12 protein-coding genes are annotated in these 14,246 nt (G+C 38.2%); 8 read left to right on the top strand and 4 right to left on the bottom strand.

The genetic code is table 11. The features are described from left to right. Window positions 1-100 precede the first annotated feature (100 nt). Entirely contained in the window at window positions 101-457 is a 357-nt protein-coding gene (locus ACYVFA_RS03800) for a phage holin family protein (protein WP_460470464.1), read from the top strand. 362 nt (window positions 458-819) lie between these two features. Continuing rightward, the gene (locus tag ACYVFA_RS03795) at window positions 820-1,584 is read left to right on the top strand and encodes an SDR family NAD(P)-dependent oxidoreductase (RefSeq protein ID WP_460470463.1); all 765 of its coding nucleotides are present in this window, start codon (window positions 820-822) and stop codon (window positions 1,582-1,584) included. A gap of 310 nt (window positions 1,585-1,894) precedes the next feature. Here ACYVFA_RS03795 and ACYVFA_RS03790 read toward each other — a convergent pair whose 3' ends face one another. Beyond that, entirely contained in the window at window positions 1,895-2,401 is a 507-nt protein-coding gene (locus ACYVFA_RS03790) for an RNA polymerase sigma factor (protein ID WP_460470462.1), read from the bottom strand. A gap of 361 nt (window positions 2,402-2,762) precedes the next feature. On the opposite strand from ACYVFA_RS03790, the gene ACYVFA_RS03785 reads away from it, so the two are divergent. The 3 genes from ACYVFA_RS03785 (at window position 2,763) to glpK (ending at window position 6,711) form a co-directional block, all read left to right on the top strand. Continuing rightward, window positions 2,763-3,683, top strand: coding sequence for a sugar phosphate isomerase/epimerase family protein (locus ACYVFA_RS03785; RefSeq protein ID WP_460470461.1), 921 nt, complete (start codon window positions 2,763-2,765; stop codon window positions 3,681-3,683). Between the two features lie 199 nt (window positions 3,684-3,882). Next, window positions 3,883-5,142: a sugar MFS transporter gene (gene fucP, locus ACYVFA_RS03780; RefSeq protein WP_460470460.1), complete on the top strand. Its 1,260-nt coding sequence runs from the start codon at window positions 3,883-3,885 to the stop codon at window positions 5,140-5,142. 72 nt (window positions 5,143-5,214) lie between these two features. Continuing rightward, window positions 5,215-6,711: an FGGY family carbohydrate kinase gene (gene glpK / locus ACYVFA_RS03775; protein ID WP_460470459.1), complete on the top strand. Its 1,497-nt coding sequence runs from the start codon at window positions 5,215-5,217 to the stop codon at window positions 6,709-6,711. A gap of 55 nt (window positions 6,712-6,766) precedes the next feature. Here the strand turns inward: glpK and ACYVFA_RS03770 are convergent, their stop codons facing one another. Next, on the bottom strand, window positions 6,767-7,531 hold the full coding sequence (locus ACYVFA_RS03770; RefSeq protein WP_460470505.1) for an NUDIX hydrolase: 765 nt from the start codon (window positions 7,529-7,531) through the stop codon (window positions 6,767-6,769). A 199-nt stretch (window positions 7,532-7,730) separates the two neighbouring features. Here ACYVFA_RS03770 and ACYVFA_RS03765 point away from each other — a divergent pair, with 199 nt between their 5' ends. The 3 genes from ACYVFA_RS03765 to ACYVFA_RS03755 all read left to right on the top strand — a co-directional run bounded on the left by ACYVFA_RS03765 (window position 7,731) and on the right by ACYVFA_RS03755 (window position 12,941). Beyond that, the gene (locus tag ACYVFA_RS03765) at window positions 7,731-10,457 is read left to right on the top strand and encodes a PQQ-dependent sugar dehydrogenase (protein ID WP_460470458.1); all 2,727 of its coding nucleotides are present in this window, start codon (window positions 7,731-7,733) and stop codon (window positions 10,455-10,457) included. A gap of 25 nt (window positions 10,458-10,482) precedes the next feature. Beyond that, window positions 10,483-11,511 (top strand): sugar phosphate isomerase/epimerase family protein, encoded by a 1,029-nt coding sequence (locus tag ACYVFA_RS03760; protein WP_460470457.1) that lies wholly within the window; start codon window positions 10,483-10,485, stop codon window positions 11,509-11,511. A 197-nt stretch (window positions 11,512-11,708) separates the two neighbouring features. After that, the gene (locus ACYVFA_RS03755) at window positions 11,709-12,941 is read left to right on the top strand and encodes a thioredoxin family protein (protein WP_460470456.1); all 1,233 of its coding nucleotides are present in this window, start codon (window positions 11,709-11,711) and stop codon (window positions 12,939-12,941) included. 82 nt (window positions 12,942-13,023) lie between these two features. On the opposite strand, the gene ACYVFA_RS03750 is transcribed toward ACYVFA_RS03755, so the two are convergent. Further along, entirely contained in the window at window positions 13,024-13,614 is a 591-nt protein-coding gene (locus ACYVFA_RS03750; RefSeq protein WP_460470455.1) for an OmpH/Skp family outer membrane protein, read from the bottom strand. Between the two features lie 7 nt (window positions 13,615-13,621). Beyond that, a complete protein-coding gene (locus ACYVFA_RS03745) occupies window positions 13,622-14,179 on the bottom strand; it encodes an OmpH/Skp family outer membrane protein (protein ID WP_460470454.1) in 558 nt (185 codons plus the stop codon). Between the last annotated feature and the right edge of the window lie 67 nt (window positions 14,180-14,246).

The raw sequence follows: 14,246 nt of genomic DNA, 5'->3' as shown, positions 1-14,246 counted from the left end.
TTAAGTTTTTTGTGAGATGCCAGCTTTTCTCTACCTTGCATCAGTCAAAAGCAGGTATTGAATACAACCTGCCACCTAAACAATACTCCAATAGGATACTATGGCAGATTTGCTGAATTTACAAGAGTTTCGCGACAATGTTGTTAAACTCATCGAAGCAAAATTTGAATTAACAAAACTTGGATTCCAAGAAAAAATAGAAGGAATTGCTGTACAGGCAATTTATGCATTACTCTTGTTTATCCTCTCTATAACCGTTATTATCTTCCTAAGTATTCTAATGGCCGTTGGCCTTAATATATTGTTGAGAAGTGCCTGGCTCGGCTATTTTATTATCTTTCTCATTTATGCAGGCATTCTGACAACATTCATTCTAGCCAAAGACAAAGTTCAAAACACAATCAAAGAAAAAGTTCAGGAGATGATTGATGAGAATCTGGATAAGGACTCTATTTAGTTTGAATTTTGCAATTGAGCTTACAGAAACTTCATTTAGTTTTCTACTTCGTTTTTAGTTACAAGTGTATCAAAAATCACGCCCCACCTTGTGCCTTCGACTCCGCTCAGGCAACGGTTGACAGGCTAATGGTTGTCCTCTCGCATTCCCTAATATAAAATATTGGCTCAATTTTGGTGCGCCAAGCCCGGTGGCTGAGCGAAGTAGAAGCCCTAGCCTAGCCAAAATCGAGGATAGGATTACCCTCTCAACAAAGACAAATCTCACACATTTGAATTTTGCAAATAACAGTTTGAAACTTGCAAGACTCATTCCAGACGCCTGATATACCTTTGTGTCATCAAATTAATACACAAAACAAGATGACAACAACGAGTAAAATAGCTTTAGTTACCGGAGGTAGCAGAGGTTTAGGAAAAAACATGGCATTGAAAATTGCCGAAAAAGGAATCGACGTAATTCTTACTTATAATACTAAAAAAGAAGAAGCATTAGCCGTAGTAACCGAAATCGAAAAAGCAGGGCAAAAAGCAGTAGCACTTCAATTGAATACCGGAGATATTAAGAGCTTCGATAATTTCTTTGGGCAATTAAAATCAGTTCTGAAAGATACTTTCAACACTACACATTTCGATTTTCTGATTAATAATGCCGGAGTTGGCCGTCATACATCCTTTGCAGAAACGACAGAAGAAGAATTTGACTTACTTTTAAATATTCATTATAAGGGCGTATTCTTCCTGACTCAGAAATCGCTAGTACTTTTAAATGACGGCGGAAGAATTATTAATATTTCTTCAGGTTTAGCACGTTTTTCTACACCAGGCTATTCAGCCTATGGTTCTATGAAAGGCGCGATTGAAACACTAACCAGATATTTAGCCAAGGAGTTAGGTTCACGAGGAATTGCAGCAAATGTAGTAGCTCCCGGAGCTATCGAAACCGACTTTGGTGGTGGAATAGTACGTGATAATGCACAAGTAAATCAAATGGTGGCCGGTGTAACTGCTTTAGGCCGTGTAGGTTTACCAGATGATATTGGTGGCGTAGTAGCTTTCTTATGTACTGAAGAAGCCAAATGGATAAATGCCCAAAGAATTGAGGTTTCTGGAGGGATGAATATCTAGGAAATTCTTCCATAAGAAATGTTTGTTTTATTTTCCCCTCCTTTTCAAGGAGGGGAGGCAATTTCCCTGACAAAGTCGGGAAATTGACGGGGTGGTTAAGGGTCTATGAAATCCTCTTGAGCAATTTCATAGAATCTTAACCACTTGTATTTATAATTCCTCATATAAAATAAAAAAGTTACCCGTAATACAGATAACTTTTAAAAACCTTCCTCTTTTTATCAGAGTCCCACTAGACTCGAAAAAATCTTTGTCTATGGTTCCATAATGAACCATTTCCATGACATAATATTATTTATATACAATTGTATTAATAGGCATATACCTGTAATTTTTCTTTCAATTCTTTTCTGGCAATATGTATTCTATTCTTCACAGTTCCAATCGGCACTTTTAATTTTTGCGCAATCTCATGATACTTGAAACCGCTGAAATGCATCATGAACGGTTGCTTATAGCTTTCGTCTAAAGTCTCAACAGCATTATTGATGTCTTCGAGAGCAAAAGTAGAGTACGCACTATTTTCAACACTGCTATCTGTACTATTAATAAAATGCAAATTATCAGTAGTATCGATAAACGTATTTTTTCTCAGCAATCTCTGATAATTAGTGATAAATGTATTCTTCATGATGGTATAAAGCCAGGCTTTTAAATTAGTACCATCGGTATACTTATCACGGTTCATAAATGCTTTTACAAGTGTATCTTGTAATAAGTCATTGGCATCCTCTGAATCTTTTGTCAATCTGAATGCGAATGGTTTTAAAGACTTCGAGGTCTTAGAAATTGCGTAGTTAAATTCGAGAGTTGTCATGGCTTGTTTATTTTTTTATATTAAACTGTTAAACAAAACTATATAATAAGTTTTTATAAAACCAAAGTTTTCTAAACTTTTTTATAGAAAATCGTCAAAATTTATCTAACGTATCAATTTCAACGATTTTTCTTGTTCATGTTTTTTGGCCAAATATTAAACAAACCAGCTTTGTAGAAACTTTTCCTCACATGTGTTTCTACTTTTCTACATATACGAGAAATAATTGAATCCGGTTGTCGAAAAAACGAAAAATTTAAATTTTCTTCCCACCCTACCTCATAAACGTCAGCATTTTTTTCGATGATTGAACAAAAAAGACTTAATTTACGCCTCAATTATCAACCTCCTTCATACAATTATGTTAAAACTCGGTTTTGTAAGTGCTATTCTGGCCGATTTCGGCTTCGAACACGTTGTAGATTTTGCTTCTAAAAATGGTTTTTCTTGTATCGAAATGATGTGTTGGCCTAAAGATAATGGTGATGCTCGCCGTTATGCTGGTGTTTCACACATCAATGTCGATAATTTGGACGATAAACACATTACATATATAAAAGACTATACCCACGAAAGAAACATCACGATTTCTGGCTTAGGATACTACCCAAATCCGCTTGATCCGGATACTAAAAAGTCTGAATTCTATATTGAGCATATCAAAAAAGTAATCAGAGCTTGTAATAAATTAGGAGTACCGGTCATGAATACTTTCATCGGTCGGGACCCTCAAAAGAATATTAAAGACAATCTTGAAATATTCAAGAAGCTCTGGAAACCTATCATCGAAACGGCCGAGCAGGAAGGTATAAAAATAGGTATTGAAAACTGTCCGATGTTTTTTACAAATGACGAATGGCCAGGTGGAAAAAATCTGGCGATCTCTCCAGCCGTATGGGATGTAATGTTTGAAACCTTCCCAACACCGTTATTCGGATTGAACTATGACCCATCACATATGATCTTTCAGATGATGGATGAAATAAAACCTATTTACCAATATAAAAATCGCTTACATCATATCCATATCAAAGATGTAAAAGTATATCGCGATAAACTGGATAGAGTTGGTATTCTGGCCAATCCTTTAGAATATCACTCACCAAAACTTCCGGGCTTAGGCGATGTAAACTGGCGAGGCTTCTTCGCGGCACTGACGGATGTACGTTACAGAGGCCCTGTTGTGATTGAAGTAGAAGACAAAGCTTATGAAGGCAGTATAGACGATGTTACTACGGCTATTCTTACCGCCCGTAATTATGTAAAACAGTTCCTTGGGTAAGTCAAATCATTATTATGCAAATATTCATAGCGAGGTGTTAAGCCTCGCTATTTTATTGTTCTATTCTGAAATACACTCAATTATGGTATAGGCTGAGATTTATTTAAAAATTATCTTATTATTTCTTAAAAAATTATCATTTTTGAACAAAATCTGTTCATTACCCAATACATTTCAATTTTAACCCTAAAAAACTACTATGGCTTCTATTTCCGGAGACAAACCAAACTTCAAGACAACCGCTACCCAAAACAACTACCTCGTTCCGTTTATTCTGGTTACCAGTCTTTTCTTTCTATGGGGCTTTGCTATCAGTATGCTCGATGTCCTCAATAAACACTTTCAGGAAACCCTTAGCCTTACCATTTCACAATCTACCTGGGTACAGGTGGTTACTTATGGAGCTTATTTTTTAATAGCACTTCCGGCAGGTATTTTCATGAGAAAATGGGGATATAAAAAAGGGATTCTGGCAGGTTTATTATTGTATTCTTGCGGAGCATTTCTGGTATATCCGGCTACAGAAGCACAATCGTGGACATTCTTTTTAGTTTCTTTGTTCATATTAGCCTGTGGACTTGCATTTCTTGAAACAGCAGCTAACCCTTATGCCACCGTTCTAGGTCCACAGGAATCTTCTGACAGACGCCTGAACCTGGCTCAGTCTTTCAATGGTCTGGGTGTAATTATCGGACCATTAGTGGGTAGAATGCTGGTTTTCAGTGAGCATAAACAATCGGTAGAAGAAGGTTTTAAATCAGTGCAATTACCTTATCTGATTGTAGGAGGTATCATATTAGTTATTGCTTTATTCTTTCTGAGAACACCTATGCCTGAAATTCAGGAAGCAAGTTCTCATGCAGAAGATAGAGGCACAGACAATGCCTCTTTTGGCCAGTCCATAAGTGCATTATTTAAACATAAGCATTTTGCCTTTGGCGCATTTGCTCAATTCTTAAATGTAGGTGTACAAGGCTGCGTATGGGGTTTATTCATCAACTTTGTAATGGAAGCTATCAGCGTTTCTAAATTAGATGCGGCCAGTTTACTTTCTGTCGGTATGTTAGTATTTATGATTGGTCGCTTTGTAGGTACTTTCTTGATGCGATTCGTTAAACCTAATGTATTGTTGGGCCTTTATTCAACTGGTATCGTATTAGCATTATTGGTTGCCTCACAAGTAAAAGGACAACCTGCTGTATATGCGCTTATGGCATTTTTCTTTTTCCAAAGTATTACCTTCCCTACTATTTTCTCTTTAGGTGTAAAAGACTTAGGAAAATATACCAAACTAGGTTCTTCATTTATCATTATGGGTATTGTAGGAGGAGCAGCCTTCCCGCCAATTATGGGAGCTATTGCCGATAGTACTTCAATGGCAACTTCGATGCTTTTACCAGTAGCCATGTTTGCATATATCGCCTGGTATGGCTTCTTAGGCTCAAAAGTCAGCAAATAAAACCTATTTATATTTAAACAAAGGCAAGAGAAAATCTTGCCTTTGTTGTGTCAAATCATTCTATTCAATCCTATGAAATACATTGCATCCATCGACCAGGGCACTACCAGTACCCGTTGTATTATCTTCGACCGCAAAGGAAATATCGTTTCTGTCGGACAGAAAGAGCATGAACAGATCTATCCGAAACCGGGTTGGGTTGAGCATAATTCGGAAGAAATATGGAAAAACACATTAGAAGTAATCGCCAAAGCCCGTATAGAGAAAAGCATTAAAACCGATGATATTGCCGCTTGTGGTATTACCAACCAAAGAGAAACTACGGTTGTATGGAATAAACGCACAGGCAAAGCCTATTATAATGCCATCGTGTGGCAGGATACCCGTGTAGATGATACAGTAAAAGCACTTACGAAAAGCCATGGCTCACAATTCTTCCAAGACCGCACAGGTTTACCATTAGCTACCTATTTTAGCGGATTGAAAATCAAATGGATTTTAGATAATGTGCCGGGTGTAAGAGAAGATGCAGAAAAAGGACAAGCCATTTTTGGTAATATGGACACCTTCCTCATCTGGCAGTTGACTGGGGGCATTAACGGTGGCTTACATATCACCGATGTAACCAATGCCAGCCGTACCCAGTTAATGAATCTCAAAACAATGGCCTGGGATGCAGAATTGGCTGAAATCATGAATATCCCTTTGCAGATGTTGCCACAAATAGAGCCAAGTAGCAAAGTATATGGCAGTATTACCTCCGAAGTTTTGCAAGGCATTCCATTAGCCGGAGACTTAGGCGACCAACAAGCTGCCTTAGTAGGACAAACTTGCTACCAACCGGGAGAAGCCAAAAATACCTATGGAACAGGTTGTTTTATGTTGATGAATACAGGCACTGAATTAGTACCATCGAAACATGGATTATTGACAACGGTAGCCTATCAGTTTGACGGTCAACCTGTACACTATGCTTTAGAAGGCTCAGTGGCTATTGCAGGAGCTTTGGTACAATGGTTAAGAGATAACTTAGGCATTATTCAGAAAAGTACAGATATTGAGAAATTAGCCAAAAGTGTAGAAGACAATGGTGGCGCTTATGTGGTACCTGCTTTCTCAGGTTTGTATGCTCCTTACTGGAAATCATCAGCGAGAGGAGTCATTGCGGGTCTCACACGGTATGTCAATAAAGGACATATTGCTCGTGCCGTGTTGGAAGCAACTGCTTATCAAACCAAGGATGTATTAGAAGCAATGGAAAGCGATTCAGGCATTGAAATCAGTTCTTTACGGGTTGATGGTGGGATGGTTGTGAATGAATTATTGATGCAGTTTCAGTCAGATATGCTGAAAGTACCCGTTATCAGGCCTACCATGATCGAAACTACTGCTTTAGGTGCTGCCTATGCAGCAGGTTTAGCCGTTGGTTATTGGCAAAACTTTGATGATCTGCAACAAAACTGGGGAATTGATAAAACCTGGAAACCAAAAATGAAGGCGACACAGCGCAATACACTTTATAAAGGGTGGAAAAAAGCCGTGAAGCGTTCTTTTGATTGGGAAAAGTAAGTATGAAACTATCTGATAAAGTAAGAGGCTCGACATTGAATCGGGCCTTTCGCTTTTATATCGCAAACAAAATCTCGTCTTGCATAGCCCTATCATATTTCTCTTTATCAAATCTATAAAGAAAAGGAGCTTTAAAAGCACCTCCAATACGCTTTTCGGGCAATTTCTCCAAAATATCATAGCTTAAGACCAATTTCTGGAAATTCCGGCGGTCTAGTTGTTTACCAAGAATCGTCTCATATAATCGTTGTAATTCTGGCATAGTAAACTTCTCAGGCAATAGATTATAACCAATGGGCTGATAACTTACCTGTCTCCTTAAGGCTTTTAAAGCTATCTCTATCATTTCGTTGTGGTCAAACAGTAATTCGGGCACATTTGATATTTCACACCACATACATTCATCCGTGTACCAGTCAGGTGTAGCCACTACTTGCTCAAATTCTACTAAAGCCATGTATCCGAGCGACACATTACGTTTCATGTATTTTTCATCATAGAAATCTGCTCCAAATGCCCATTCCAGTTTACTGATCAAGGCTTCAACATCCATATTTTTATATCTGTCGTTGCCTCCGAAGGTATAGAACTGTTGCAAAAAGATTTCCTTCAAACCCGTTCTCTCTTGCAGAATACGCACGGCAGCATCATTCACAGATTCGTCTAAATAAATTCTCCCGCCGGGTAAACTCCACCCTTCTATGCCTTTCCATTTTAGCAATAAAACCTTCAACTCTTCCTCATGAAACCCAAAAATCACACAGTCGATAGACACTTCTTTCAGGGTGCGTTCAAGGTATTCTGTTAGTCTTTGATCCATCATTGGTTGCGTTAGAGAATCAAAAGTAAAAAAAATCTTTGTGTTTTTTATACACAATGAAAAAAGTTTTCTAATATTGTGTAGTTTTTACACATTGGTATAACTACTTTTAACATAAAAAAAATCCTATTATTTATTTCCTAAACTGCTTTGACAAAACTAAAACCCCTTAATTAATTACAATCTATTTTACATACTTATGAAAACATTATTCAAGAGTTTTCTGATGGGTCTGCTACCGCTCTCTCTGTTGGCGCAAGTACCCGAAGAAAATCGCTTTCAGAAAGTTGTTCTGACAGAAAATCTGAATGAACCATTGGAACTGGCCGTCTTGCCCGATGAAAGAGTAATTTTCATTGAGCGACATGGTTTAGTAAAAATGTTCAGCCCTGTCACCAAGAAAACAACAGTTATTGCTTCAATTCCGGTAAGTACTAAATACAATGTAGCCGACGGCGGACAACCCGAAGCCGAAGACGGTTTATTAGGATTAAACATCGATCCTGATTTTGCTAAAAATCATTGGGTATATCTTTATTATTCTCCTGCCGGAAGTGATCCTAAGAATATCTTAGCCCGCTTCGAAATGAAAGGCAATACTTTAGATTTAAACACTAAAAAAGTTATTCTGGAGATTCCTACACAAAGAGACCAATGTTGCCATACAGGTGGTTCGATTGATTGGGATGGCGCAGGTAATTTATTTCTATCTACCGGAGACAATACAAGCCCAAGAGCATCAGACGGTTATGCACCTATTGATGAACGTCCAGGCAGAAGTCCTTATGATGCACAGAAATCATCCTCTAATACGAATGATTTAAGGGGTAAAATTATCCGTATTCACCCCGAAGCGGATGGTACATATACCATTCCGGAAGGAAACCTATTTCCGAAAGGTAGGCCCAAAACCCGTCCTGAAATCTATACAATGGGTCATAGAAACCCTTATCGTATTTCAATTGACAAAAAGAATGGCTTCTTATATTGGGGTGATGTGGGCCCGGATGCAGGTAAAGACTCAACAGGTTTAGGGCCTGCGGCGGAAGACGAATTCGGACAGGCGCGCAAAGCAGGTAATTTTGGTTGGCCCTACTTTGTTGGCGATAACAAAGCCTATTGGGATTTTGATTTTGCTACCATGAAATCGGGAGAGAAATTCAACGCTGAAAAACCAATCAATAACTCGCCAAATAATACAGGTTTACAAGAATTACCTCCTGCCCAAAAAGCCTTTATCTGGTACCCAGCTGCTGATTCTAAAAAATTCCCACTATTAGGCGCAGGTGGACGTAGTGCAATGGCTGGCCCGGTATATCACAAGGAGTTTTTCCAGAATGCTAAAAGAGCCTACCCCGATTACTACAATAATAAGCTATTTATCTACGAATGGATGCGTGACTGGATTATTGCCGTAACGATGAATGAGCAAGGTGATTACGTAAAAATGGAGCGTTTCTTACCCAATCTTAAATTAGAGCACCCGATTGATATGGCTTTTGGCCCCAATGGCGATTTATATATGATTGAATACGGACAAGGCTGGTTCTTAGCAAACCCTGAATCGAAAATCGTACGGATTGAATACAATGGAGGTAACCGTAAGCCATTAGTAGTAGCCAAAGCAGATAAACTAGCCGGAGCATTGCCTTTAACAGTACAACTTTCATCAGAGGGTACAAAGGATTTTGATAAAGACGAATTAAAATATGAATGGAAAATAACGCCTCAGGCTGGTGGTGCTCCGATTGTATTAGCTGAAGCTAACCCAAGCTATACATTCAAGAAATTAGGCACTTATAAGGCCGTTCTGACTGTCACGGATGCCCAAGGCTTAAAAGACTCCAAAGAGTTAATTATAAAGGCTGGAAACGAGCCTCCACAAGTTTCTTTAGAGCAGACAGAAGGTAATAAAACTTTCTTCTTTCCGAATAAAGACATTGGCTATGAGGTAAAAGTATCTGATAAAGAAGATGGTAGTTTGGCAGATAAACGTATTCCTGCTTCAAAGGTTAAAATCACAGCTACTTATCAGGATGCAGAAGATGCGCCGCAAGCACAAGGGCATCAGGCTGCTCCAGTTACATTCACTGCCGGAAAAAACCTGATTGACAAGAGCGATTGTAAAGCCTGCCATTTCCCTGATAAAAAATCGGTTGGCCCTGCTTTTATAGAAGTTGCCAAAAAGTATAAATCGAATAGTAATGCAGTAGCCATTTTATCAGATAAAATCATTAAAGGTGGTGCAGGTGTCTGGGGCGATGTAGCGATGTCGGCACACCCTAATATTGGTTTGCCTGAGGCGAATCAGATGATACAATACATTCTTAGTCTGGCGGACAAGAAAATCCCGCCAACCTTATTACCTCCTAAAGGCAATGTAACGGCTAAGATACCAGATGGCGGAGACCCTAACAAGGGAGTTTATAAACTTCTGGCTACTTATACTGATAAAGGCGCCAATGGTTTACCAGCCCAAACAGCCGAACAATTGATAATTCTGAAAAACCCTACCCTACTATTAGGTAATGCCGAAGAAACTTCAAAAAATATCATGAAGTTTAAAATGGGCGAAACAAACCTATTGATTGTGATGGGAGCAAACACTTATGCAGGTGTAAAAAACATCGACCTGACAGGCGTAAAAACGCTAAGTTTCGTAGTGGCAGCACCTAAACAACAACTCAATTCGCAAGGTGGAATAGTAGAGGTGCATATCGGTTCGGCAGAAGGTCCGCTACTTGGAAAAACAGATTTCGTTGAGCCAAACGACGACCCTAATGCTTTCTCTGGTGCTAAACCACCCAAGCCTTATAAAGTAAATATTCCGGCTACCAATGGATTTCAGGATTTATATTTTGTTTTCAAAAATGACAAAGCCAAAGGCGCTTTATTTGTACCATTTTCAGTAACTTTTGAACCATAATCTTTCATTCTATAATATTAAATTTATGAACAACCGTCGTGAATTTCTTAGCCAATTAGGTCTTGCTACTGCAGGACTTGGCTTATCTTCCTTATTACCCGAATCTCTTTTTGCGGCAGAAACTGTCAAAAAATTCACTTTTGAAATATCGCTTGCCGAATTCTCTTTTGCCTCTGAATTATTTACAGGCAAAATGAAAAACATGGATTTTCCGGCCAGAGCAAAAAATGAATTCGGTGTTTCGGTTTTAGAATACGTATCAGGTTTTTTCAATAACAAACATACCGACCAGACTTATCTGAAAGAGCTGAAACAACGCTGTGATGATTTAGGCATGAAAAACCATTTGATTATGGTGGATGGTGCCAATATTGCAGCATTGAATGCAGATACACGCCAGAAAGCGGTAGAGGCTCATTATCCTTGGGTTGATGCGGCCAAGTATCTGGGTTGTACAACTATTCGTGTCAATTTAGGTGATGCAATGGCTGCCATGTCGGGCAAGGGCGAAGAAGGCACGATGGAAGAAGTAGGCAAAGCAGCAACTGACGGCTACGAAAAAGTATGTGAATACGCAGCCAAAGCAGGTATAAATGTGATTGTAGAAAACCACTTCGGTTACTCAACAGACCCTGATTGGTTGGTAGGTGTAATGAAAAATGTGAAATCTAAAAACAAAGGTTTCTTGCCCGATTTCGGCAATTTTTGTGCTGAAAGAAGCAAACCTGCTTCTTCTTCTTTAAAAGATTTGATGGCTACCAAATGTGTGAAAGAACATGATAAATATGAAGGAACGAAAAAAATGATGCCTTATGCGAGAGGTATCAGTGCAAAAACTCATAGATTCGATGCGAATGGTAATGATATAGATACTGACTTTATCAAAATGTTCAAAATCATTAAAGCATCGGGCTGGACTGGCGGATATGTGGGTATAGAATACGAAGGAGGATTAATGAGAGATATGGGCGGCGACACCAGTTATTTATCAAATGCTGAAGGCGTTATGGCTACAAAAAAACTATTGGAAAAAGTACAGAAAGAATTAGCATAATTGTCAACCTGTTTATGATTTCACAGCCATCATCTTCCAAAAGGTGATGGCTGTATTTTTTAAGCAATATTCTGAAATGATTCAGCTATCTTTACTGTTACAGAGTAAAGGCGTCCCTATCAGGCAATTGCTTGGAATATGGAACGTTTATTGCTATTCAATCACCATTATTCATACCAAACACCAGCCTGTTTTCGATGAAAAAAATACTTTTATCTATTGCCTTTTTTCTCACTTCCTGTCTTGCTTTTTCTCAGGGTATTTCGTGGGAGCCTACCATACAGGGCGCATTTGCCAAAGCAAAGGCACAGAATAAACCTGTTTTCGTAGAGTGTTTTCACCCTAATTGCCCTATTTGTATGAGCCTTGAGCCTACATTGAAAAATGCCGAGGTGGGTAAATTCTACAATCAGAATTTTATTAATTATAAACTTAACCTGAGCGATGCCAAACAGGTAAAATTTCTGAGTGATAAGAAAATCTATTTACCAGGTTTCCCTTTGTTTTTATACTTCGATAAAAATCAGAATATTCTACATCATACAGATCCTGTTAATACACCTAAAGACTTTGTCAATCATGCCAAAGCAGCTTTAGACCCTAACACCCAATCAGGCAAGGCATGGAAGCGGTACCAGGCCGGAAGTCGTGACGTAAGCATGATGGCTAGTCTGGCTTATTTGCTTCGTATTACACAAGATACCACGCGCAACATTAATGTAGCAAATGATTTATATGGCGTTTATCCGAAAGACAAATTGAGCTCTCAGGAAAGCTGGGAAATAGCTAAAAAATGCCTGATGGATGTGGATAATGGTTTTGCCGAATTCTGGTTGAGAAACCTGGATACCGCCAAAAAGTATGAAGCAGCAAAAGGCCATGAAGGCACTGAAATGAATGCGATGGGTATGTTGGTACAAATGGCTATTTATAGCCCTAAGGCAAGTAAATATTCATTGGCTAAAGTAAATAAGCTGAAACAATACATGAATCTGATAGGTGCCGGGCAATATGTCACCAGCAATACCTGGCAAATAGAAGCTCAAGCGCTGATTCGTGAACAAGGACAAGATAAAGCCATGTCTTTTATTCAGAATATGGTGAGCCAGACTTCGCAACCTCAAATGCTGGTTTATTATGTAACTTTCTACAATGTCAATTTCCCTGATGGTAAGTTAGCATCACAGGTACGTAATTGGATGAATACAGCATTACCTCAATTAAAAACTCCACTTGATATAGCAAATGCCAGATATGAGTCGGCACGTTTGTATAAAAAAGCTAGCGATGCCGCTAAAGCAAAACAGGAATTGACTTTGGCTAAAACAAGCCTCGCCAGTGCAAAAGCTAAAGCAACAGATGCCAATAGTAAAAAAGTAGTAGAAAACCTTGGCAATAGTATTAATCGATTAGGAACACAGTTGAACTAATTCAGATAAGCTAAAAAACCAGAAAAGCCGCAGAATCGAAATTCTACGGCTTTTCTTTATATAAAAACTAATTATATACTAATTATGGTTTCTTAGGAGTTGCTGCTGGCGTAGCAGGAGCAGTTGTTGCTGCGGCTGTTTTAGCAGGAGGAGTTACACCTAATTTTTTGAATACTAAATCAGAGATATTGTCAGCATCTGGAGCAACTAACAAGATTGGTGTAGTACCAGGGCCAGCATCAGTATTGAAAACATAAGTATAACCGTTTTCTTTAGCTACATCTTTGATAGTTTTGTCAATTTTATCTAATACCGGAGCCAACAATTGTTGTTGTTTTTGTTGTAATGCACCTTCAGAATTTTGTTGGAATTCCTGAATCGCATTGTTTTGATTTTGTAATTCTTTCTCACGGTCAGCTTTGATCACTGGTGACATAGTAGCCGCATTTTTTTGATAATCTTCATATTTTTTCTGAAAATCACCCACTTTGTCTTGCAACAATTTGTCGTATTGTGCTTTTTCAGTTTTCAATTTAGTCTCTATATCTTTAGCGTCTGGTAGATTATTGAGAATGAAATCAACATTGGTATAGCCAATTTTTTGTTGAGCATTCGCAGTAATACCGACAAACATTATAGCCGCAATTAGAGAGGCAAAAAACTTTGTTTTCATTTTGATACTAATTTTTTGGTTTTGATACTTGGTTATTTTGAGTTTTATCTTCCTTTAACGAAATTCCCAGAGACTCCATCACATAATCGGTATAATCGTGGCGGGGGTCTGTATAAATCATGCTTATGTCTGATGCTTTATCAAAAATAAACATTAACTGCTTCTGGCGGGCAACTTTTGCACAGGCTTTGAAAATATCATCCATAATAGGTTTCATTATTTCCTTTTTCTTGGCAAACAATAAACCGTTCATGCCAAAGACCTTGTTATTCAGTTCCTTTACCTCTTTCTCTTTATCTTCTAATGCTTTCAGACGCTCGCGCTTCATATCAGCCGTCAATAAAATCTCTTCCTGTTGATATTGCAGACGCATTTTTTCTAATTCTGTATACCTTGCCTGAATATCCTGAACCCATTTTTCCGAATATTTTTCCATATCCTCCTGGGCCTTTTTATAATCCGGCATTTTACTCGTAATAAACTCCGAATCAATATATCCAAACTTTTGTGCAAAAGACTGTACAGAAAAGAGTGTCAAAAATAGCAAAAATATTGTCTTTTTCATTCAAAAATAATTACGAATGGATAATATTAATTAATAATTTATTGTTTGGTCATATACTAACGTCTTT

The organism is Emticicia fontis (assembly GCF_054779675.1).
The sequence above is the reverse complement of the archived record's forward strand: the minus strand, read 5'-3'. Positions and strand labels throughout refer to the sequence as shown.

Bases quoted from the DNA above. Each gene is read 5' to 3' on its own strand.
- ACYVFA_RS03760 (WP_460470457.1), top strand. From the start codon at position 10,483: ATGAACAACCGTCGTGAATTTCTTAGCCAATTAGGTCTTGCTACTGCA.
- fucP (WP_460470460.1), top strand. From the start codon at position 3,883: ATGGCTTCTATTTCCGGAGACAAACCAAACTTCAAGACAACCGCTACC.
- ACYVFA_RS03745 (WP_460470454.1), bottom strand. From the start codon at position 14,179: ATGAAAAAGACAATATTTTTGCTATTTTTGACACTCTTTTCTGTACAG.
- ACYVFA_RS03765 (WP_460470458.1), top strand. From the start codon at position 7,731: ATGAAAACATTATTCAAGAGTTTTCTGATGGGTCTGCTACCGCTCTCT.
- ACYVFA_RS03795 (WP_460470463.1), top strand. From the start codon at position 820: ATGACAACAACGAGTAAAATAGCTTTAGTTACCGGAGGTAGCAGAGGT.
- ACYVFA_RS03790 (WP_460470462.1), bottom strand. From the start codon at position 2,401: ATGACAACTCTCGAATTTAACTACGCAATTTCTAAGACCTCGAAGTCT.
- ACYVFA_RS03800 (WP_460470464.1), top strand. From the start codon at position 101: ATGGCAGATTTGCTGAATTTACAAGAGTTTCGCGACAATGTTGTTAAA.
- ACYVFA_RS03750 (WP_460470455.1), bottom strand. From the start codon at position 13,614: ATGAAAACAAAGTTTTTTGCCTCTCTAATTGCGGCTATAATGTTTGTC.
- ACYVFA_RS03770 (WP_460470505.1), bottom strand. From the start codon at position 7,531: ATGGATCAAAGACTAACAGAATACCTTGAACGCACCCTGAAAGAAGTG.
- ACYVFA_RS03755 (WP_460470456.1), top strand. From the start codon at position 11,709: ATGAAAAAAATACTTTTATCTATTGCCTTTTTTCTCACTTCCTGTCTT.
- glpK (WP_460470459.1), top strand. From the start codon at position 5,215: ATGAAATACATTGCATCCATCGACCAGGGCACTACCAGTACCCGTTGT.
- ACYVFA_RS03785 (WP_460470461.1), top strand. From the start codon at position 2,763: ATGTTAAAACTCGGTTTTGTAAGTGCTATTCTGGCCGATTTCGGCTTC.